19 protein-coding genes are annotated in these 18,888 nt (G+C 70.6%); 10 read left to right on the top strand and 9 right to left on the bottom strand.

From position 1 onward, the window contains the following. Positions 1 to 5 precede the first annotated feature (5 nt). A complete protein-coding gene (locus tag ADK67_RS44430) occupies positions 6 to 1,025 on the top strand; it encodes a Gfo/Idh/MocA family protein (protein WP_053722645.1) in 1,020 nt (339 codons plus the stop codon). Continuing rightward, on the top strand, positions 1,022 to 1,483 hold the full coding sequence (locus ADK67_RS44435) for a heme-degrading domain-containing protein (protein WP_053722646.1): 462 nt from the start codon (positions 1,022 to 1,024) through the stop codon (positions 1,481 to 1,483). The genes ADK67_RS44430 and ADK67_RS44435 overlap by 4 nt, the downstream gene beginning before the upstream one ends. 83 nt (positions 1,484 to 1,566) lie before the next feature. On the opposite strand, the gene sigJ is transcribed toward ADK67_RS44435, so the two are convergent. Beyond that, a complete protein-coding gene (gene sigJ, locus ADK67_RS44440) occupies positions 1,567 to 2,460 on the bottom strand; it encodes an RNA polymerase sigma factor SigJ (RefSeq protein ID WP_053722647.1) in 894 nt (297 codons plus the stop codon). Between the two features lie 95 nt (positions 2,461 to 2,555). Here sigJ and ADK67_RS44445 point away from each other — a divergent pair, with 95 nt between their 5' ends. Beyond that, positions 2,556 to 3,761 carry a serine hydrolase domain-containing protein gene (locus ADK67_RS44445; protein ID WP_231648673.1) on the top strand — a complete coding sequence of 402 codons (1,206 nt, stop codon included), beginning with the start codon at positions 2,556 to 2,558 and terminating at the stop codon, positions 3,759 to 3,761. Positions 3,762 to 3,793: 32 nt separating this feature from the next. Continuing rightward, positions 3,794 to 4,288 (top strand): carboxymuconolactone decarboxylase family protein, encoded by a 495-nt coding sequence (locus ADK67_RS44450; protein WP_053722648.1) that lies wholly within the window; start codon positions 3,794 to 3,796, stop codon positions 4,286 to 4,288. A 59-nt stretch (positions 4,289 to 4,347) separates the two neighbouring features. Here the strand turns inward: ADK67_RS44450 and ADK67_RS44455 are convergent, their stop codons facing one another. Continuing rightward, complete coding sequence (locus ADK67_RS44455) at positions 4,348 to 5,457, bottom strand: serine hydrolase domain-containing protein (RefSeq protein ID WP_157621593.1); 1,110 nt, start codon at positions 5,455 to 5,457, stop codon at positions 4,348 to 4,350. A 263-nt stretch (positions 5,458 to 5,720) separates the two neighbouring features. Here ADK67_RS44455 and ADK67_RS44460 point away from each other — a divergent pair, with 263 nt between their 5' ends. After that, on the top strand, positions 5,721 to 7,346 hold the full coding sequence (locus ADK67_RS44460) for a glycosyl hydrolase family 18 protein (RefSeq protein ID WP_053722649.1): 1,626 nt from the start codon (positions 5,721 to 5,723) through the stop codon (positions 7,344 to 7,346). 161 nt (positions 7,347 to 7,507) lie between these two features. Here the strand turns inward: ADK67_RS44460 and rfbB are convergent, their stop codons facing one another. From rfbB to ADK67_RS44475, 3 genes are all read right to left on the bottom strand, one after another. Further along, the gene (rfbB, locus tag ADK67_RS44465; protein ID WP_053722650.1) at positions 7,508 to 8,491 is read right to left on the bottom strand and encodes a dTDP-glucose 4,6-dehydratase; all 984 of its coding nucleotides are present in this window, start codon (positions 8,489 to 8,491) and stop codon (positions 7,508 to 7,510) included. A 140-nt stretch (positions 8,492 to 8,631) separates the two neighbouring features. Next, positions 8,632 to 9,186, bottom strand: coding sequence for a DUF3558 domain-containing protein (locus ADK67_RS44470; RefSeq protein WP_053722651.1), 555 nt, complete (start codon positions 9,184 to 9,186; stop codon positions 8,632 to 8,634). 73 nt (positions 9,187 to 9,259) lie between these two features. After that, positions 9,260 to 11,029 carry a M14 family zinc carboxypeptidase gene (locus ADK67_RS44475; RefSeq protein WP_063797936.1) on the bottom strand — a complete coding sequence of 590 codons (1,770 nt, stop codon included), beginning with the start codon at positions 11,027 to 11,029 and terminating at the stop codon, positions 9,260 to 9,262. Positions 11,030 to 11,182: 153 nt separating this feature from the next. On the opposite strand from ADK67_RS44475, the gene ADK67_RS44480 reads away from it, so the two are divergent. Together ADK67_RS44480 and ADK67_RS44485 are read left to right on the top strand one after the other, a co-directional pair. Then, entirely contained in the window at positions 11,183 to 11,425 is a 243-nt protein-coding gene (locus ADK67_RS44480; RefSeq protein WP_053722652.1) for a DUF2630 family protein, read from the top strand. 66 nt (positions 11,426 to 11,491) lie between these two features. Continuing rightward, entirely contained in the window at positions 11,492 to 12,316 is an 825-nt protein-coding gene (locus ADK67_RS44485; RefSeq protein ID WP_231648674.1) for a MerR family transcriptional regulator, read from the top strand. Here the strand turns inward: ADK67_RS44485 and ADK67_RS44490 are convergent. Together ADK67_RS44490 and ADK67_RS44495 are read right to left on the bottom strand one after the other, a co-directional pair. Then, positions 12,313 to 12,498: a DUF397 domain-containing protein gene (locus ADK67_RS44490; RefSeq protein ID WP_053722654.1), complete on the bottom strand. Its 186-nt coding sequence runs from the start codon at positions 12,496 to 12,498 to the stop codon at positions 12,313 to 12,315. The genes ADK67_RS44485 and ADK67_RS44490 overlap by 4 nt on opposite strands. Before the next feature lie 21 nt (positions 12,499 to 12,519). Continuing rightward, on the bottom strand, positions 12,520 to 13,377 hold the full coding sequence (locus tag ADK67_RS44495) for a helix-turn-helix domain-containing protein (protein ID WP_231648675.1): 858 nt from the start codon (positions 13,375 to 13,377) through the stop codon (positions 12,520 to 12,522). Positions 13,378 to 13,501: 124 nt separating this feature from the next. Here ADK67_RS44495 and ADK67_RS44500 point away from each other — a divergent pair, with 124 nt between their 5' ends. Next, complete coding sequence (locus tag ADK67_RS44500; RefSeq protein WP_053722656.1) at positions 13,502 to 13,717, top strand: hypothetical protein; 216 nt, start codon at positions 13,502 to 13,504, stop codon at positions 13,715 to 13,717. A gap of 1 nt (position 13,718) precedes the next feature. Here the strand turns inward: ADK67_RS44500 and recD2 are convergent, their stop codons facing one another. Together recD2 and ADK67_RS44510 are read right to left on the bottom strand one after the other, a co-directional pair. Then, a complete protein-coding gene (gene recD2, locus ADK67_RS44505) occupies positions 13,719 to 15,884 on the bottom strand; it encodes an SF1B family DNA helicase RecD2 (RefSeq protein ID WP_053722657.1) in 2,166 nt (721 codons plus the stop codon). Positions 15,885 to 15,935: 51 nt separating this feature from the next. After that, entirely contained in the window at positions 15,936 to 17,000 is a 1,065-nt protein-coding gene (locus tag ADK67_RS44510) for a hypothetical protein (RefSeq protein ID WP_157621594.1), read from the bottom strand. A 180-nt stretch (positions 17,001 to 17,180) separates the two neighbouring features. On the opposite strand from ADK67_RS44510, the gene ADK67_RS44515 reads away from it, so the two are divergent. Both ADK67_RS44515 and ADK67_RS44520 read left to right on the top strand, forming a co-directional pair. Next, positions 17,181 to 17,855: a response regulator transcription factor gene (locus ADK67_RS44515; protein WP_082404768.1), complete on the top strand. Its 675-nt coding sequence runs from the start codon at positions 17,181 to 17,183 to the stop codon at positions 17,853 to 17,855. Further along, complete coding sequence (locus ADK67_RS44520) at positions 17,852 to 18,877, top strand: sensor histidine kinase (protein ID WP_053722659.1); 1,026 nt, start codon at positions 17,852 to 17,854, stop codon at positions 18,875 to 18,877. Before ADK67_RS44515 ends, ADK67_RS44520 begins: the two co-directional genes overlap by 4 nt. Positions 18,878 to 18,888: the final 11 nt, after the last annotated feature.

Here is an 18,888-nt window from a genome sequence, read left to right on the forward strand (position 1 = left end):
CTGCCATGTCTCTCCGCACCGGACTGCTCGGCTACGGCATCGCCGGCCGCGTGTTCCACGCACCGCTGATCGCGGCGAACCCCGACCTCGAGCTGAGCGCCGTCGTCACCTCGGACGCGACCCGCCGGGCGCACGCCGAGGCCACCTACCCCGGCGTCCCGCTGCCGCGCACGGTCGAGGAGCTGTTCGCGCTCGACCTGGACGTGGTCGTGGTCGCCACCCCGAACCGCACGCACGTGCCGCTGGCGCTGGCGGCGGTCGAGGCGGGCATGGCGGTCGTGGTGGACAAGCCGTTCGCGCCCACGGCAGCCGACGCGCGGCGGGTGATCCAGGCGGCGAAGGACCGGGGCGTGCCGCTGACCGTGTTCCAGAACCGGCGGTGGGACAGCGACTTCCGCACGCTCCGGTCACTGCTGGCGGACGGCGCGCTGGGCACGGTGACGCGGTTCGAGTCGCGGTTCGAGCGGTGGACGCCGGACGTGTGGGACAACTGGCGCGAGTTCGGCGCGCCCGAAGAGGCGGGCGGGCTGCTGTACGACCTGGGCGCGCACCTCGTCGACCAGGCGTTGGAGCTGTTCGGCCCGGTGTCGACCGTGTACGCGGAGGTGGACCTGCGGCGGCCCGGCGTCGAGGTGGACGACGACGTCTTCGTGGCGTTGACCCACGTGGACGGGGTGCGTTCACACCTTTGGGCCAGTTCCGCCGCGCCGGACCACGGGCCGCGGTTCCGCGTGCTGGGCTCGACCGGCGCGTACGTCTCGCACGGCCTCGACCGCCAGGAGGACGCACTGGCCGCCGGCAAGCCGTTTGAAGATTTGTCGACAAATGGCCGGCTGGGATTGCTGGACGGCGCGGAGGAGGTCGTCGGCCTGCCCGGCGCCTACTCCGAGTTCTACCGGCTGCTGGTCACCGCGCTGACCGACGGCGGCCCGCTGCCGGTCGAGCCGGAGTCCGCCGTGCGCGCGCTGGACGTCATCGAGGCGGCGTTCGCCTCCGCCCGGACCGGACAGGTGGTGTCGCTGTGAGCTTGCTGGAGACGTTGGTCGAGCAGGAGTCCCGGCTGGTGTTCACGTCGTTCGACAACGAGGTGGCGCTGGCGCTGGGCGCGTTCCTGCTGGACGCCGCCCGCGAACGGGCGCTGCCGGTGACGATCTCGGTGCGGCGGGGGCAGCAGCGCCTGTTCCACGCGGCGCTGCCCGGCACGTCGGCCGACAACGACGAGTGGATCGACCGCAAGAGCCGCGTGGTGGACCGCTACGGGCAGAGCTCCTACCGGGTCGGCGAGAGCTTCCGGGCGAGCGGCAAGTCGTTCGACGTCGACTCCCGGCTCGACCCCGACCGCTACGCCGCGCACGGCGGCGTGTTCCCGGTGAACGTGGCCGGCGTCGGCCTGGTCGGCACGGTCGGCGTGTCCGGCCTGCCCCAGGCCGAGGACCACGCGTTCGTCGTGGAGCAGCTGGAGAAGTTCCTCACCAACGCCTAGACCCCGGGCACGGCGGCTGCCGCCCAGCCACCGTGCTCCTCCCCACCCGACGGCCCGTCCTGCCCCGGACGGGCCGTCGGGCGTCAGCGCTCCGGACCGTCGACGGCGATGTCCAGGCGGGCCAGCCGGTCGGGGTCGGAGAGGATGTCGATCTCGACGATCCGCTCGTCGGCCACGGTGAAGCCCATGATCGAGAACAGCTCGCCGTCGACCGTGTTGACCAGCCCGGCCGTGCCGTTGACCAGCGCGGGGCGCGTGGTCGCGAGGGTCGCCATGCGGTGGAACGTGTCGAGCTGCCCGGCCACGGCCGCGGCGCCGTGCAGGACCCGCGTGCCGCCGGGGAGCGCCGAGCCGCCGTCCGCGCGCAGGGTGACGTCGGGGTCGAGGACGGCCAGCAGCGCGGTGAGATCCCCGCCGCGCGCGGCGGCCAGGAAGGCGTCGACGACGCGGCGTTGAGCGGCCGGGTCGGGGTCCGGGGCGGGCGCCGCGCCCCGCACGCGTTGCCGGGCCCGGCTGGCCAGCTTCCTGGCCGCGACCGGCGTGCGGTCCAGGATCGGGGCGATCTCCTCGAACGGCAGGCCGAACAGGTCGTGCAGCACGAACGCCAGCCGTTCGGCCGGGTTGAGCGATTCGAGCACCACCAGCAGCGCCAGCCCGACCGAGTCGGCCATCAGCACCTGCTGCTCGGGGTCGGCGACCTCGTCGGTGACCACCGGGTCGGGCAGGCGGTCGCCCAGCGGGTCCTCCCGGCGCAGCCGGCGTGAGCGCAGCACGTCCAGGCAGACCCGACCGACGACCGTCGTCAGCCAGCCGCCGAGGTTGTCGATGTCATCGGACCCGGAGCGGGCCAGCCGCAGCCACGCCTCCTGGACGGCGTCGTCGGCCTCGGCCAGGGAGCCGAGCATCCGGTAGGCCACCGCCTTCAGGTGCCCGCGGTGTTCTTCGAAGCGCCGGGCCAGGAAGTCGCTGTCGTCCATGGTCACCTCTCGTGTCGGCGGTCGAACCGATGACGAACGGCACGTCCGCGATGTGACCGCCGGGCTCCGGTCACGTTCCCGGCCACCCGTGCGTCATGCCCGCGACGACTCGCCGGCACGACGATCGGAGCGGCACGAAGATGAAGAACATCGAGGTCAACGGCACGGTAGCCGAGCGGTTCGAGGCGGTGCGCGAGGAATTCGCCCAAGCGGTCGACCCCGGAGCCGGCGCCCAGTTGGCCGTCTACGCGCACGGCCGCTTGGTGGTCGACCTGTGGTCCGGCGACGACGTGACCGGCGAGACCCTGACCGGCGTCTACTCCGCGACCAAGGGCGCCGCGACGGTGGCGGTGGCGCTGCTGGTGCAGGACGGCGCGCTGGAGCTGGACCAGCCGGTCGCGCGCCACTGGCCGGAGTTCGCCGCGGCGGGCAAGGAGCGGATCACGCTGCGGGACGTGCTCACCCACCGTTCCGGCGTGATCGGCGTGGACGGCGGCCTCACCGCCGACGAGCTCGCGGACGACGAGGTGATCGCACGGCGGCTGGCCGGGCAGCGGCCGTACTGGCGGCCGGGCTCGGCCCACGGCTACGGCGGGTTCGTGGCGTTCGCGATCGTGGGCGAGGTCGTCCGCCGGGCCACCGGCCGGTCGCTCCAGGCCCACTTCGAGGAACGGGTGCGGGCGCCGCACGGGCTGGACCTGCACCTCGGGCTGCCGGAGGCCCTGGAGGACCGGTACCGGGAGGTGCGGCCCGGGTCGGCGAGCCCGGAGGAGCTGGCCGCGTTCTGGGCGGACGTGCCGGGGCCGCACAGCATCACCGGCGTCGGCTACGGCCTGAACTCCAGCCCGCCGTTGGACCAGGTGGCCTTCCTCAACACCCGGCGGGTGCGCGCGCTCGGCCAGGCCTCCGCCGGCGGCGTCGGCAACGCCCGCGCGCTGGCCGGGCTGTACGCGGCGGCGGTGTTCGGGCTGGACGGTCGGGCCCCGTTGCTCGAGCCCGACACCGTGGGCGAGTTCGCGATGCTCCACTCCACCGGTCGCGACCTCGTCACCGGCGACGCGGGCCAGTACGCGCTGGGGTTCCAGGCCAAGGGGCTGCGCTACCCGTTCCTGAGCGCGAACGCGTTCGGCCACAACGGTTCCGCGGGCGCGGAGTCGTTCGCCGACCCCCTCGCCGGCATCGCCTTCGGCTACACCCGCCGCCGCTTCTCGTTCAACTGGTCCTACCCCGAACACGACCGGCTGGCCGCCGCCGTCCACCGCGCGGTCACGTCCATGGCCCGCCAAGCGTCAACGCGGTGAACACCACGAAATCCGGAAAGGACAGGTCCACCATGACCGCCACGCAGGACACCCTCCAGTCGCGTCTGCCCAACCCCGCCGTGCTCATCCCCGAGCTGGCGCAGATCGGCGGAACGCTGTTCCAGGCCGTCGGCAACGGCACGGTCCCGCAGACCACCGTCAGCCTGGTGCAGCTGCGCGCCGGGCAGCTCGTCGGCAACACCTACCTGACCACGTTGCACACCGGCAACCTCCGCAAGGCGGGCGAGGCGGAGGAGCGCATCACCGCCGTCGTGTCCTGGCAGGACGCGCCGCACTTCACCGCCGCCGAACGTGCCGCGCTGGCCCTCGTCGAGGCCGTGCTCACCCCCAACCCGCACGGTGAGCGCGTCTCCGACGAGCTGTACGCCGAGGCGTCCGCCCACTACGACGACAAGGCGCTCGCCACGCTCACGCTGGCGATCGGCCAGGTCTGCCTCTTCATCCCCCTCGCCCTCATCGGCAAGCCGCTCCCCGGTGTCGCACCCGCGGAGCAGTGGCGGGCCTGAGCCCGCCGGGCGGTGGGGCGTCCGGTCGGGACGCCCCACCGCGTCAGCCGTTCACCTCATCAGCAGAACACCTCGTTCAGCAGCTCGTCGAAACCCTCGATCTGGCCGGGGTCCGGAGCGCTGGTCAGCGACGCCGTCAGCCGGGTCTTCGTGTCCGCCGTGCTGACCATCAGGCTGCTGTAGCCCGGGATGCTGCCGCCGTGGCCCCAGACCGCCACGCCGCACTCCAGCACGGTCTTCTCGATGCCCAACGCGTAGTCGCCGGCGATCGGCAGCGTCGAGGTCAGCTCCCGCTGCTGCGCCGGGCGGAGCAGGCGCCCGTCCAGCAGCGCGTCCACGAACCGGTCGAGGTCGGCCGTCGTGGAGATCATCTCGCCCGCCGCGTACGCCACCGAGGGGTTGAACTCGGTGATGTCGACGACCTGCCCGCCGGCCCGGAGGTAACCGTGCGCGTGTGGACCGGGGATGGCGGTGCGGGTGCCCGGCACGGACGTCGCCCGCAGGCCGAGCGGGCGCAGGACGCGCTGCGTCACCGCCGCCTCGTAGGGCCGGCCGGTGATCTTCTCCACCAGCATCCCGAGGACGACGTAGTTGGTGTTCGAGTACCGCCAGCCGGCGCCGGGCTGGAAGTCCAGCGGCCGTGCCGTCGACAGGGCGAGCAGCTCCGCGGGCGTCCACGTCTTGTACCGGAACTCCAGCACGCCGTCCGCACCCGGCGGCAGCGCGGCCGTGTAGTTGTAGAGCCCGCTGGTGTGCTGCAGCAGGTGCCGCACGGTGATCCGGTCGCCGTCCGGCAGCAGGCCCGGCAGGTACCGGTGCACCGGCGCGTCCAGCTCCACCTCGCCCTCGCCGACCAGTTGGAGCACGACGGTCGAGACGAACGTCTTGGTGATGCTGCCGACCCGGAACCGGCCGTCGGTCGGCACCGGACGCGGCGAGTCGACCTCCGCCGTGCCGGCGCGGGCGGTGAACTCGTGCCGCCCGTCGCTGACGCGGACCTGGACGCCCTGACCCCCGGTGCGCGCCATCGCGTCCAACGCCCGCTGCACGACTTGCCGGTCGATGCGGCCGGCGTGGTCGGCCGACGGCTCGGCCACCGCCGTCCCGCCGATGCCCACGGCCGCCAGCGCCACGACGGCGGTCAAGGCGATACCCCTCTTGCCCGTCAACGTGCCCTCCCTCTGTCACGTCGAGACCCCCTCGACAGGTCCGAGTCTGTTCCTCCGGCGGCGTTCCCACGTCGGACCCTGGTCTGGGAGGGCATCAGACTTTAGGCTCGTCCACCCTTAGTGGTCGGCCGGCTTCGGAACCGGTTCCGAACGGTTCTGCGCTACTCCGTTCGAGTGACGACAATGGTCTAGACCTTGACCGTGAAGTGGTCTGAACCACATGGTGACGTCAACCCTGCACTCCTTTCCTGACAAGGAGCACGATGTCCAAGATCCGATGGCATGTCACAGCGTTGTTCGTGGCGGTCGCCACGTTGGTGGTGGGGCTGGTCGTCGCGCCCGCGGCCAGCGGTGCGGGCGGCGTCTCGGCCACCTTCAGCAAGGGCTCGGACTGGGGCACCGGCTACGAGGGCAAGTACACGATCAAGAACGGCTCGACGTCCGCCCTGTCGTCCTGGACGGTCGAGTTCGACCTGCCCGCCGGCCACAAGGTCAGCTCCCTGTGGGACGGCTCGTACACCGCGAGCGGCCAGCACGTGACCGTGAAGAACACGTGGAACGGCAGCGTCGGCGTCGGCGGGACCGTGAGCTTCGGCTTCAACGTGACCTACTCCGGCACGTTCAGCGGGCCGGCCAACTGCAAGCTGAACGGCGCGTCGTGTGACGCCGGCGGGACCAACCCGACGACGACCACGACCACCACCACTACGACCACGACGACCACCACCACCACCACGGGTCCGACGACGACCACGTCGAACCCGCCGGTCGGCTCGCGGAAGAACCTCGGCTACTTCACCCAGTGGGGCGTCTACGGCCGCCAGTACTTCGTGAAGAACATCCACACCTCCGGCTCGGCCGCGAAGCTGACGCACATCAACTACGCGTTCGGCAACGTGCAGAACGGCCAGTGCACCATCGGCGACGCCTACGCCGACTACGACATGGCCTACACCGCGGCGAACTCCGTCGACGGCGTCGCCGACACGTGGGACACCGGCGCCCTGCGCGGTTCGTTCAACCAGCTGCGCAAGCTGAAGAAGATGTACCCGCACATCAAGGTGCTGTGGTCGTTCGGCGGTTGGACCTGGTCCGGCGGCTTCGGCCAGGCGGCGCAGAACCCGGCCGCGTTCGCCGAGTCCTGCTACAGGCTGATCGAGGACCCGCGCTGGGCGGACGTGTTCGACGGCATCGACATCGACTGGGAGTACCCGAACGCGTGTGGTCTGAGCTGCGACACCAGCGGCTTCGGCTCGTTCAAGACGCTGTCGCAGGCGCTGCGCACCCGGTTCGGCGCCAACTACCTGGTGACGGCCGCCATCACGGCGGACGGGTCCAACGGCGGCAAGATCGACGCCGCTGACTACGGCGGCGCGGCGCAGTACCTCGACTGGTACAACGTCATGACCTACGACTACTTCGGCGCGTGGGCGGCGCAGGGCCCGACGGCTCCGCACTCGCCGCTGACGTCGTGGTCCGGCATCCCGACCGCCGGGTTCAACTCCGACGCGGCGATCCAGAAGCTCAAGGGCAAGGGCGTGCCGGCGGCCAAGCTGCTGCTGGGCATCGGCTTCTACGGCCGCGGTTGGACGGGCGTGACCCAGTCCGCGCCGGGCGGCACGGCGACCGGCGCGGCGCCGGGCACGTACGAGGCGGGCATCGAGGACTACAAGGTCCTCAAGACGAAGTGCCCGGCCACCGGCACCATCGCGGGCACGGCGTACGCGCACTGCGGCAACCAGTGGTGGAGCTACGACACCCCGTCCACCATCGGCGGCAAGATGACCTACACCAAGAACCAGGGTCTCGGCGGCGCGTTCTTCTGGGCGCTCGACGGTGACACGTCGAACGGCGAGCTCATCACCGCGATCGGCAACGGCCTGAAGTAACCCCTGCACCACCCGAACGGGCCCTGCGGGCGTCTCCCCCGCAGGGCCCTTCGCCGTCCTGAACGTCGAACTATCGCGCGTGTCCTACGTTCAGAACGCGCGTGTCGAACCTTCAGAACGCGCGTGTCCTACGTTCAGGTCACGCGAGTTCAACGCTCAGGTCACCTGCTCCACGCGGTCTCGGTGACCGGGCTGCGGTCGCGCAGGGGCTCCCACCAGGCACGATTGCCGGCGTACCAGCGGATCGTGTCGCGGATCCCCTCGGCGAACGGCACCCGCGGCTCCCAGCCGAGCTCACGCCGGATCTTGGCCGAGTCGAGCAGGTACCGCCGGTCGTGCCCCGGGCGGTCCGGCACGGTGGTCTTCCGCGACGCCGGCAGGCCCAGCTCGTCCAGCACCAGGTCCGCGATCTCCTCGACGCTCGCCTCCACCCCCGTGCCGACGTGGTACGTCTCGCCGACCCGCCCGTGCAGCAGCACGGCCTCGATCGCCCGGCAGTGGTCGAGCACGTGGATCCACTCGCGGCGGTTGTCCTTCGACGCGTAGACCGGCAGCTCACCACCGTCCAACGCCCGCGTGGTGAACAGCGGCAGCACCTTCTCCGGGAACTGGTTCGGGCCGTAGTTGTTCGCGCAGTTGGTGATCGTCACCGGCAGCCCGAACGTCTCTGAGTACGCCCGCACCGCGTGGTCGGCACCGGCCTTGCTCGCGTTGTACGGCGTCCGCGGCCGGTACGGCGACTCCTCGGTGAACGCCGTCGGCGCGTCCAGCGCCAGGTCCCCGTACACCTCGCACGTCGAGATGTGGTGGAACCGCCGCACGCCCGCCTGCCGTGCCGCTTCCAGCAACGCCTGCGTGCCCAGCACGTTGGTGCGGAAGAACCGGGTCGGGTCCAGCACGGCCAGGCTGTTGTGCGACTCGGCGGCGAAGTTCACCACCACGTCGATCCCGGTCAGGTCGGCCGAGGCGATGTCGGCCTCCACGAACGTGATCCGGTCCCGCACGTCGTCGAGGTTGGTCAAGGTGCCGGCGTAGGTCAGCGCGTCCAACGCCACCACGCGGTCCTCGGGGTGCTCCCGCACCCAGTGCCGCGTGAAGTGCGACCCGATGAACCCCGCCGCGCCGGTCACGAGAACTGAAGTCATATCGCACGCTACCGGCGTTCAGGACGTCCTGAGCGTTGAACTCGGGGTACGCGAACGTAGGACACGCGCGACCTGAACGTAGGACACGCGCGTTCTGGACGTAGGACACGCGGGACGTGAGGGTTCGACACGCGGGTGGGTCAGGTGGTGCGGAGGTTGCGCAGGATGGCTGAAGCGATCCGCTCGGCGACCGGGCACGGGTCGGCCAAGTCCGGGCCTTCGGGGAGGGCGGTGTCGACCTTCACCAGCAGCTCGTCGGTCACCCCGACCGACAGCGTGCACGCGCCCTCGGACCGCAGGTCGACGCTCGACGCGAACACCGCCGGATAGCCCTCGACCTCGACCACGTCGTGGTACGCGTGGTTGGCGCGGTTGCCCAGGATGACCTCGATGCCACCGCCGTCGAGCGTCGGCAGGCCCACGGTGATCAGGTTCCCCTCGTACCCCGCCACCGGCCACATGCAGTGCGCGCCGTAGCCGACGTCGCTGATCGACTTGCCGGGCGACAGGCCGAGCCCGGCCTCCTGGTCCGCCGTCAGCCCGGTGCACGGCGCCTTCCGCACCCCGTCCACCGGCGGCGGCGAAGTGGTCGAGGCGCTGGTCGAAGGCGGCGCGGTGTCCGCGGAGGTGCCGGGCGAGCAGGCCGCCAGCGCGACGGCGACCAGGACGAGCGCGAACGGGGTGGAGCGGCGCATTCGGTGTTCTCCCATTGCGGATCTACCTGCGAGGGGCCCGCGTGCCGAAGCGCGCGGGCCCCCGACAACACGACTAGACCGTCAAGCTCCACGAGTTGATGTAGCCCGTGTCAGCCGAGTACACGTCCTGCACGCGGAGCTGCCACGCGCCGTTGCGCGCCTCGGTAGAGACGTTCGCAGTGTACGTGGTGTCGATGTTGTCGCCCGAGTCGTTGTTCGACGCCTTCAGGCGGTACGCCGTGCCGTCCGGCGCGACGAGGTCGATCACCAGGTCACCGCGGTACGTGTGCACGATGTGCACCTCCACCTGCGAAGACGCCGAAGCGGTCCCCTCGCAGCCGGCGATGGTGATCGTGCTGGTGACCGCCGCGCCGTTGTCCGGGATGGCCACGTCGGCGTCGTTCGTCGACTTGGCGCACCCGACCGGCGGGTTGCCGCCGCCGCCGTACGGGTTGGCCGCCTTCTTCGCCGCGTACATCAGCATCGGCTTCGTCTTCGGCCAGAACGTCGACGCCTGGCACGAGAACGCCGGGAAGAACCCGGAGCACGTGCCCGACGACGGCCCGATCTCCCACACGAACGACGCCACGCCCAGGTCGTCGTACACCCAGTCGTCCGTCGCGCCGGCCGCGTTGTAGAGCACCTCGCCCGGCTGCCCGTACTGCCACCCGCCGGCCAGCGACGCCATGTCCCGCGCCATCCCGCGCATCGCCGCGTCGTTGCCCGTCTTGTACTGGGTCGTCCAGCCCCACGGGAACAGCACCAGGTTCGAGTAGCTGTGCATGGAGATCACGACGCCGGTCGTGTCGGCGGGCGCGGCGTCGGTGGTGCCGGTGCCCCGGCGGTCGCGGTAGAGGTTGCGCCACAGCGCCTGCAACGACCGCGTCTCCACCTCGGAGTTCGCCGACGGCCCCTTGTACGTCTGGTCGCACGGGTTGGACGACGTGCCCGCGCCGCCCCAGTGCGAGTCGGTGTTGCGGTTGAGGTCGATGCCGATCTGCGACGACGACGTGCCGGAGCAGTTCGACCCGTTCGTGGTGTTGGCGTTCTTGCGCTGGTAGCGCGGCGAGTTGCCGCCCTGCTGCACGATGTTCACGCCGTCCGGGTTGGCGATCGGCACGACCCACACCTCGGTGGTGTCGAGCAGCGCGGTCACCTCGGCGTCGACGCCGTAACCGGCGGTCAGGTGGTCGATCCACTTCCACGCGGTGTCACCGGTGGTGAGCTCGCGGGCGTGCAGCTGGCCCATCACGAAGAACCGGGGCTTCGGCGCGGCCGGGTTCAGCGCGCAGTCGCCCGCGTTCTTCTTGGTGATGCAGATGGCACGCAGGTCGTAGCCGCCCGCGCCCTGGGTCTTGCGCCACGAGTCGCCGTAGTCGACCAGCGTCGTCAGCGCGGGGTACTGCTGCCCGACCAGGTCGAGGTGCGACCAGTGCGCGTTGATCGTGCGGTAGCCGCCGTAGTAGGTCTCGTTGATGTCGGCGGCGTCGAACGTCGGCGACTGCGACTTCTTCGCGGGCGGCTGCCACTCGGGCGCGGGCAGCACCTCGTCGATGACGGCGGTGAAACCGGCCTGCTTGAGGCCGGCGCCGGTGCTCGCGTCACCGAGCACGAACAGGTAGTCGCCGTCGCGGTCCTCCAGCACGTCGAAGCCGCGCCCGAGCAGGTTCTGGGCGGCGGCGCCGAGCGGCGCGTGGACCTTGTAGACGTAGGTCGGTCCGGCTTGGACGGCGGCGACCTCGGGTGCGGGGCCGGCGGTTCCGGGGGTGCCCCCGGTGACCACCGCCGCCGCCGCGACACCGGCTATGGCCAGCGTCAGCAGTGAACGTCTGGTCGACTTCACGGTTGTTCCTCCTAGGCAGGGTTGAGCAGGAGGATGAGGGACGGACCACCTCCTTGCACACCCGCCAACCGGCCATTCCTGGCCGATGTGACGCGGGGTTTTGACAGATGCCGGTGAGGTACCCCGGCGCTTGGTCCGGATGGAGGAGGAGTCGTGACGGACGAAGAACTAGTCGCGCGAATCACCCGGCTGGTGGAGGAAGAACACCGGTTGGAGGGATCACGCATCGGCGAGGGCCTGAGCGAGGGCGACGCCCGCCGGCTCCGCGACCTCGAAGTCGCCCTGGACCAGACCTGGGACCTCCTGCGCCAACGCCGCGCGCGCCGGGCCGCGGGCATGGACCCGGACGGCGCCGAGGCCCGCGCACCCGGCACCGTCGAGAACTACCGCCAGTAGTCGGGTCATCCGGTTGACTCGTCCCTTGGGGCAGCCCGCAAGGTCATCGCCATGGAGGATGTGGCGGTGGCACGGCGACAGGACGCTCGGCTGTTCGGCATCGGCGAGTTCGCCAGGCGCTCACGGCTGTCGGTGAAGGCACTGCGGTTGTACGAACGGCAAGGCCTGCTGCGGCCCGCCGTGGTCGAGGCGGGCAACGGCTACCGGCGCTACCGCGAGGACCAGCTCGTCACGGCACGCCTGGTCGCGCAGTTGCGCAGGCTCGACATGCCGCTCGCGGTCGTGTCCCGGATCGTCTCCGCGCCCGAGGGCGAGCGGGCTGACCTGCTCGCCGAGTACTGGGCCGAGGTCGAACACCGGATGGCCGTGCAACGCGGCCTGGCCGCCCACCTCCGCGTCGTGTTGTCCGGAGGGAAGGGTCTGTTGGAGATGTACGAGGTCAAGCAGCGAGAAGTACCCGAACAGGTGGTCTTGACGGAGCAGCGGCACCTGCTCCAACCCGCGCTCACGGACTGGATCGGGAGCTCCATGGGTCGGCTGATCAAGGCGGCGGAGTCCTGCGGCGGCATGTCCGGCGCGCCGTTCGTGGTCTACCACGGCGAGGTGAACGAGGACAGCGACGGACCGGTCGAGGTGTGCGTGCCGATCGGTGCGCAACCCGACGGAGGGGTGGCGGCGCGCGTGGAGCCCGCGCACCGGGAGGCCTACGTGCGGCTGACCAAGGCGCAGGTGGTCTACCCGCAGATCCTGTCGGCCTACGACGCCGTCGCAGTGTGGATCAAGGAGAACGGGCACACCGTCCACGACGGGCCCCGCGAGGTCTACTTCGCGGACTTCGACGCGGCCGGCCCCGGCGACGAGGTCTGCGACATCGCCTTCCCGATGCGCTAGCCCGCCAACGACCGAAGAAACGCAGCGAAGGACCGCGCGGGAACGGCCACGTGCCCACCCTCGCGGTTCTTCGTGTCACGAACCGCCCCGAACCCGGCCTCAACGGCCACTTCGACGCAAGTCCCGTTGTCCTCGGTGTAGCTGGACGTCTTGAACTCGGCGGCGGAGAAGTCCGGAGTCATGGCGGGGACCACCTCTCACAGTCAGGCATAGCTCTGGGCAACGCCCAGGACGAACCTCCTCGATTCTTCCACCCCGAGTGCGTTCGCGGTGAGGTTGGCCCACAGCTTGGCGTAGTCGGCCACCTCTTTGTCGCCATCGAGGTAGTCGGCGTCGTGCAGGTTCTCGACGTAGGCCATCTCCAACGGTGGCGCGGAAGTGGGCGCGGGGATGCGCAGCATGGTGAAGCCGAACGTGCTCGCCCCGCCCGGCGCGTCGAACGGCAGCACCTGGATCCGGACGTTGGGCCGCTGGGCGAGGTTCGCCAGGTGCAGCAACTGCTCGTGCATCACCGCGTTCCCGCCGAAGACCCGCCGCACGCAACTCTCGCTCAACACGAACGCCGCGTCGGTCGGCTGGTCCCGGAACAGGATCTGCTGCCGCTCCAACCGCATGGTGATCACATCATCGATCTTGTCCCGGTCGACCCGGTTGCGAGCGACCAGGAGTGCACGCATGTAGGACATCGTCTGCAGCACACCGGGCACCAGTTCCGTGCCGTACAAGCGCAACTCGCTGGAGTCCAGCTCGAAGTCGTAGTACGGGCGCAACTCCATCGGCACGGTCGCCCGATGGCCCGCCCACCGGCCGCGCTGGCTCCTGGTGCGGGCCAGCTCCACGATCTCGGCCTTCTCCTCTTCGGTGTGAACGCCGTAGTGGTCGAGCAACATCTTGGCGTCACCGGGGGTCAGACCCTCCCTGCCCTTCTCCATCTTGGTGACGCGGGTGGTGTCGCGACCCAGGAGCTTCGCGACCTCCTTGGGCTCCACACCTGCACGTTCGCGTGCCTCGCGCATGTAGATCGAGAGGAATTTGAGCCGGACCGTGGGTGTCAGCGGCATGGTCGTCATCCGATCGGGTCAATTGCGGTCTAGCAGTTGCAAAATCAACTGGCTCAGGTTCAGGCTAGCAATCGGGGCGCTCACATTGGCTTTCGCAAGCGTCGAACCACTCGAAAGGGGACCCATGGAGACCAAGCGGGAGTGGCTGGTCCGGTGCACGGACAACCAGGAGCTGCCGTCCGTGTGCTCGATCGCGGTCAGTGACGGGCTCGTGGAGATCTGGGACACGAACGGTCACGTGGTCAAGCTCGGTGGCACGGAGATCGACGACTTCCGCAAGGCGTTCGCCGAGGCGGCGGAGCGGGCGGCGCTGGACGACGGGTCGCTCCGGGCCGGCTGACTCACAGCAGCCGTGCCAGCCGGTGGTCCAGCGCCGTGTGCCGACGTCCCGCGCCCACGGTGCGGACCGCCTGCCCGATCGCCTTGCGCGACCCGACCAGCACGACGAGCTTCTTCGCGCGGGTGACCGCCGTGTAGAGCAGGTTGCGCTGCAACATCATCCACGCGCTGGTCGTGATCGGGATGACGACGCACGGGTACTCGCTGCCCTGCGAGCGGTGGATCGTCATGGCGTAGGCGTGGGTCAGCTCGTCCAGCTCGCCGAACTCGTAGTCGACGTCCTCGTCCTCGTCGGTCCGCACGGTCAGCTTCTGCTCCACGACGTCGATCGCCGTGACGATGCCGAGCGTGCCGTTGAAGACGTTCTTGTCGTAGTTGTTGCGCATCTGGGTGACCTTGTCGCCGACCCGGAACACCCGGCCGCCGAACCGGCGTTCCGGCAGGTCCGGTGTGGACGGTGTCAAAGCCTCCTGCAGCAACGCGTTCAGCCCGCCCGCGCCCGCCGGACCCCGGTGCATCGGCGCGAGCACCTGCACGTCCGTGCGCGGTTTGAGCCCGAACTTGCGCGGGATGCGGTTGGCCACGACGTCGACGACCAACGCCGCCGCGTCCTCGGCCTCCTCCGCCGGGAACAGGAAGAAGTCCGGCATCCCCTGCACGACGGGGTAGTCGCCGTTGTTGATCCGGTGCGCGTTGGTCACCACGCCGGACTGCTGCGCCTGCCGGAAGATGTGCGTGAGGCGGACGTTCGGGATCGGGCTGTCGGCGGACAGCACGTCGCGCAGCACCTCGCCCGCCCCCACGGACGGCAACTGGTCGACGTCGCCGACCAGCAGCAGGTGCGCGCCCGGCGCGACGGCCTTGACCAGCTTGTTCGCCAGCAGCAGGTCGAGCATCGACGCCTCGTCCACGACGACGAGGTCCGCGTCGAGCGGCCGGTCACGGTCGTAGGCGGCGTCACCGCCGGGCTTCAGCTCCAGCAGCCGGTGCACGGTGCGCGCCTCGTGCCCGGTCAGCTCGGTCAGCCGCTTGGCGGCCCGGCCGGTCGGCGCGGCCAGCACCACCTTCGCGCCCTTGGCCACGGCCAGCTTCACGATCGACCGCACGGTGAAGCTCTTGCCGCACCCCGGACCGCCCGTCAGCACGGCCACCTTGCGGCTCAACGCCAACTGCACGGCGTCGCGCTGCTTGTCCTCCAGTGACGCCCCGAGCCACGCGAACGCACGCTCCCACTCGACCGTCTGGAACGCCGGCATCCGCTCCTCGTCGGTCCTGAGCAGCCGCAACAGCTGGCTCGCCAACGAGATCTCGGCCCGGTGGAACGCGACCAAGTAGATGCCCGGCTCGCCGTCCGGCATGATCTCGCGGACCACGCCCTCCTCCGCCACCAGCTCGGCCAGGCACTCGATCACCAGGCCGGCGTCGACCTGGAGGATCTTGATCGCGTCGCCGATGAGCTCGTTCTCGGGCAGGTAGCAGTTGCCGTCGCCGGTCGCCTCGGACAGCGTGAACTGCAGCCCGGCCTTCACCCGCTGCGGGCTGTCGTGCGGGATGCCGACGGCCTTCGCGATCAGGTCGGCGGTGCGGAAACCGATGCCCCACACGTCGTTCGCCAGCCGGTAGGGCTCCTCGCGGACGACGTCGATCGCCTTGTCGTTGTACTGCTTGTAGATGCGCACGGCCAACGACGTCGACACGCCGACGCCTTGGAGGAAGACCATGACCTCCTTGATGGCCTTCTGCTCCTCCCACGCGTCGGCGATCAGCTTGGTGCGCTTCGGACCGAGCTTGGGCACCTCGATCAGGCGCTTCGGCTCGTGCTCGATGACGTCCAGCGCGTCCACGCCGAAGTGGGTGACGATCCGGTCGGCCAGCACCGGCCCGATGCCCTTGATCAGGCCGGAGCCCAGGTAGCGGCGGATGCCCTGGATGGTGGCCGGCAGCACGGTCGTGTAGTCGTCGACGTGGAACTGCTTGCCGTACTGGGGGTGCGAGCCCCACCGCCCGCGCATCCGGATCGACTCGCCCGGCTGCGCGCCGAGCAGCGACCCGACCACGGTGACCAGGTCGCCACCGCGGCCGGGGTCGACGCGGGCGACCGTGTAGCCGGTCTCCTCGTTGGCGAACGTGATCCGCTCCAGCACCGCTTCCAGGACCGCGTCAGCCACCGGGTCACCCTAGGACGTGCCACCGACAGCCGGCGGTCAGGGCCGCCGCCGTCACGGCCAGAGCACCGCGCGCCCGCCGAACTCGCCGACCACGACGCCGCGGTCGTTGATGCCCTGGGCGAAGCCGTGCGTCCCAGCCGGCACCGGCAGCAACGTCACCTCGCCCGACGACGACCAGCGGACCGGCCGGTAGGTGCTGCCGGTCGCCACACCGGCGGCCGTGCCGTGGTCGTTGACGAGCGCCACCTCACCGGTGGTGAAGCCGGTCGGGAGCGCCATGGAAATGACGCCCTCCGCCCACCGCACCGGGGCACCGCCGACCCGGCCGAACGCGGCGCCGTCCGCGTCGACGGCGTTGAGGCTGCTGAACGTGCCGGGCACGGCGGGCGGGTAGGCGCTCGCGGTGCCGTCCCAGCGCACGGCGAAAGACGTCCGGTCCTCCGTCTGGTACATGCCGACGACGAACCGGCCGTTGACCGCCCGCACGTCGAGGTAGGTGCTGCCGGGAACGGTGCCCAAGTCGGTGAGCACGTCGTCGTCCCACCTCACGGCACGCCGACCATCACCGGTGTGGGCGATGCCCGCGATCGCGCCCCCGTCGTCGATCGCGGTCGCCTCGGTCGCGTCGCCGACTCCGGGCAGCACGGTGGCCGCGCCGTCGCGGTCCCAGCGGATCGCCTGGCGCTTGCCGTCCGCGTCACCGCCGTAGCCGACGACCGTGCCGCTCTCGTTCACCGCGACGGCGAACGTGTAGTCGCCGCCGGGCAGGACGTCGAGCACGGTGATCGAGCCGTCGGCGTTCCACCGGGTGGCCTGCGACCAGCGTTCGGGCGCGTTGGTGTTGCCGTACGCCGCGCCGTCCGCGTCGACACCGAAGACGGTCGCGTGCTGCCCGCCGGCGGGTAAGGCGAGTTCGCTGATCCGACCTTCGGCGTCCCAGCGGACCGCGCGCGAACGCCGGTCGAGCCCGGTGGCGCGTCCGACGACCACGCCCGCGTCGTTGATCGCGACCGCCGAGCCCTTCGGCGCGAGCTCCACGTAACCGGGTTCGGCCGCCGCCGGCACCCCTGAGACCGCTGAAACGAGCGCCAGCGCGGCGCCCAACGTCCGTCGCACGACCAGACCTCCTCGTCGAAGCCCCGCCCCTCAACCAGCTAAGCAGCTCCCGCCTGGGAGCGCTCCCAGATTCGTCCGTTCGGCCGCTGGAGCGCTCCGGATGTGAGCCGCGCCCGGTCTCCACAGGACGTTCACAAGTCACACCGGGCACCTCCACGGCTCGCACATAGAGTCAGCCGCATGACACGCCGGATTCTGGTGGTCGAGGACGACCTGACCATCGCCGAGTCCGTGGCCGCGCGGCTGCGGGCCGAGGGGTTCGAGGTCGAGTTGGCGCACGACGGTCCGTCGGCCGTCTCGCGGGCCCGTGACGGGCGGCCCGACCTGGTCGTGCTGGACGTGATGCTGCCCGGGTTCGACGGGCTGGAGGTGTGCCGGCGCATCCAGGCCGAGCGCGCCGTGCCGGTGCTCATGCTGACCGCCCGGGGCGACGAGACCGACCTCCTGGTCGGTCTCGCGGTCGGCGCGGACGACTACCTGACCAAGCCGTTCTCGATCCGCGAACTGGCCGCGCGGGTGCACGCGCTGTTGCGGCGGGTGGAGCGGGCCGCGTCCGCGGCGGCGCACCGGATCACCGTCGCCGACCTGGAGATCGACCTGGCCGAGCGGCGGGTCGTCCGCGGCGGGGCGGAGGCGCACTTGACGCCGACCGAGTTCGAACTGCTGGTGCACCTCGCCGAACGACCGCGGGCCGTGCAGTCGCGGGAACGGCTGCTCAGCGAGGTGTGGGGCTGGGCCGACGGCACTGGCACGCGGACGGTGGACAGCCACATCAAGGCGTTGCGGCGGAAGCTGGGCACGGACCTGATCCGGACCGTGCACGGGATCGGCTACGCGTTGGAGGTGCCGCGGTGAGCCTGCGGACGGCCTTCGACACGACCGTGGAACTGCTGCCACGCCCGTTGGACCCGGTGCGGTCGATCAAGCTGAAGCTCGGGATCCTGCTGGTGTCGGCGATGGCGGCCGGGTTCGCGTTCTTCCGGTGGCGGATCGGCTGGCTGGCGCCCGGGACGACGTTCGGCGCGGTGGCGATCGTGCTCGTGACCTCGCAGATCCTCGCGCACGGGATGACCAGGCCGTTGCGGGACATGACGGCCGCGGTGCGGGCGATGCGGGCCGGCGACTACAGCAGGCGCGTGCGTGCGACGGCACGGGACGAGGTCGGCGAACTGGCCGGCGCGTTCAACCAGATGGCGGCGGACCTCGGTGCGGCGGACCAGCAGCGGCGGGAACTGATCGCGAACGTGTCGCACGAGCTGCGGACACCGATCACGGCGTTGCAGAACGTGCTGGAGAACGTCGTCGACGGCGTCGCGCAGCCGGACGCGGCAACAATGCGAACAGCCTTGGCACAGACCGAACGACTCGGCCGATTGGTGACCGAACTGCTCGACCTGTCCCGAATCGACGCCGGCGCGCACAAGTTGGACAAGGCGGAGTTCCCATTGGCACCATTGTTGAGCGACGTCGTCGCAGAAGCCTCGGTAGCCGCCCGAGGGGTGCGGTTCACCATCGACGTCTCACCTCCGGAAGCCACCGTCTACGCCGACGAAGCCCGCCTGGCCCAAGTGGTCGCAAACCTCTTGGACAACGCCGCCCGACACGGCCCAACCGGCGGCGAGGTGCGGATTTCGGCAAAAGTCGGCACAGACCTCGTGCTGGAGGTCGCAGACGACGGCCCGGGAATCGCACCACAGGACCGTGAACGGGTCTTCGAACGCTTCACACGCGGCGAACGCGCCGGCGGCGGCGGCACCGGCCTGGGCCTCAACATCGCTCGCTGGGTAGTCGACCTGCACGGCGGCACCATCGCCGTAGTCGACGGCCCAGGCTGCCGAATCCGCGCCACCCTCCCCGCCACCACCACCCCAACCTGACCCTCCCCCTC

This window comes from Saccharothrix sp. NRRL B-16348, from assembly GCF_001280085.1.
Lineage (GTDB): Bacteria > Actinomycetota > Actinomycetes > Mycobacteriales > Pseudonocardiaceae > Actinosynnema.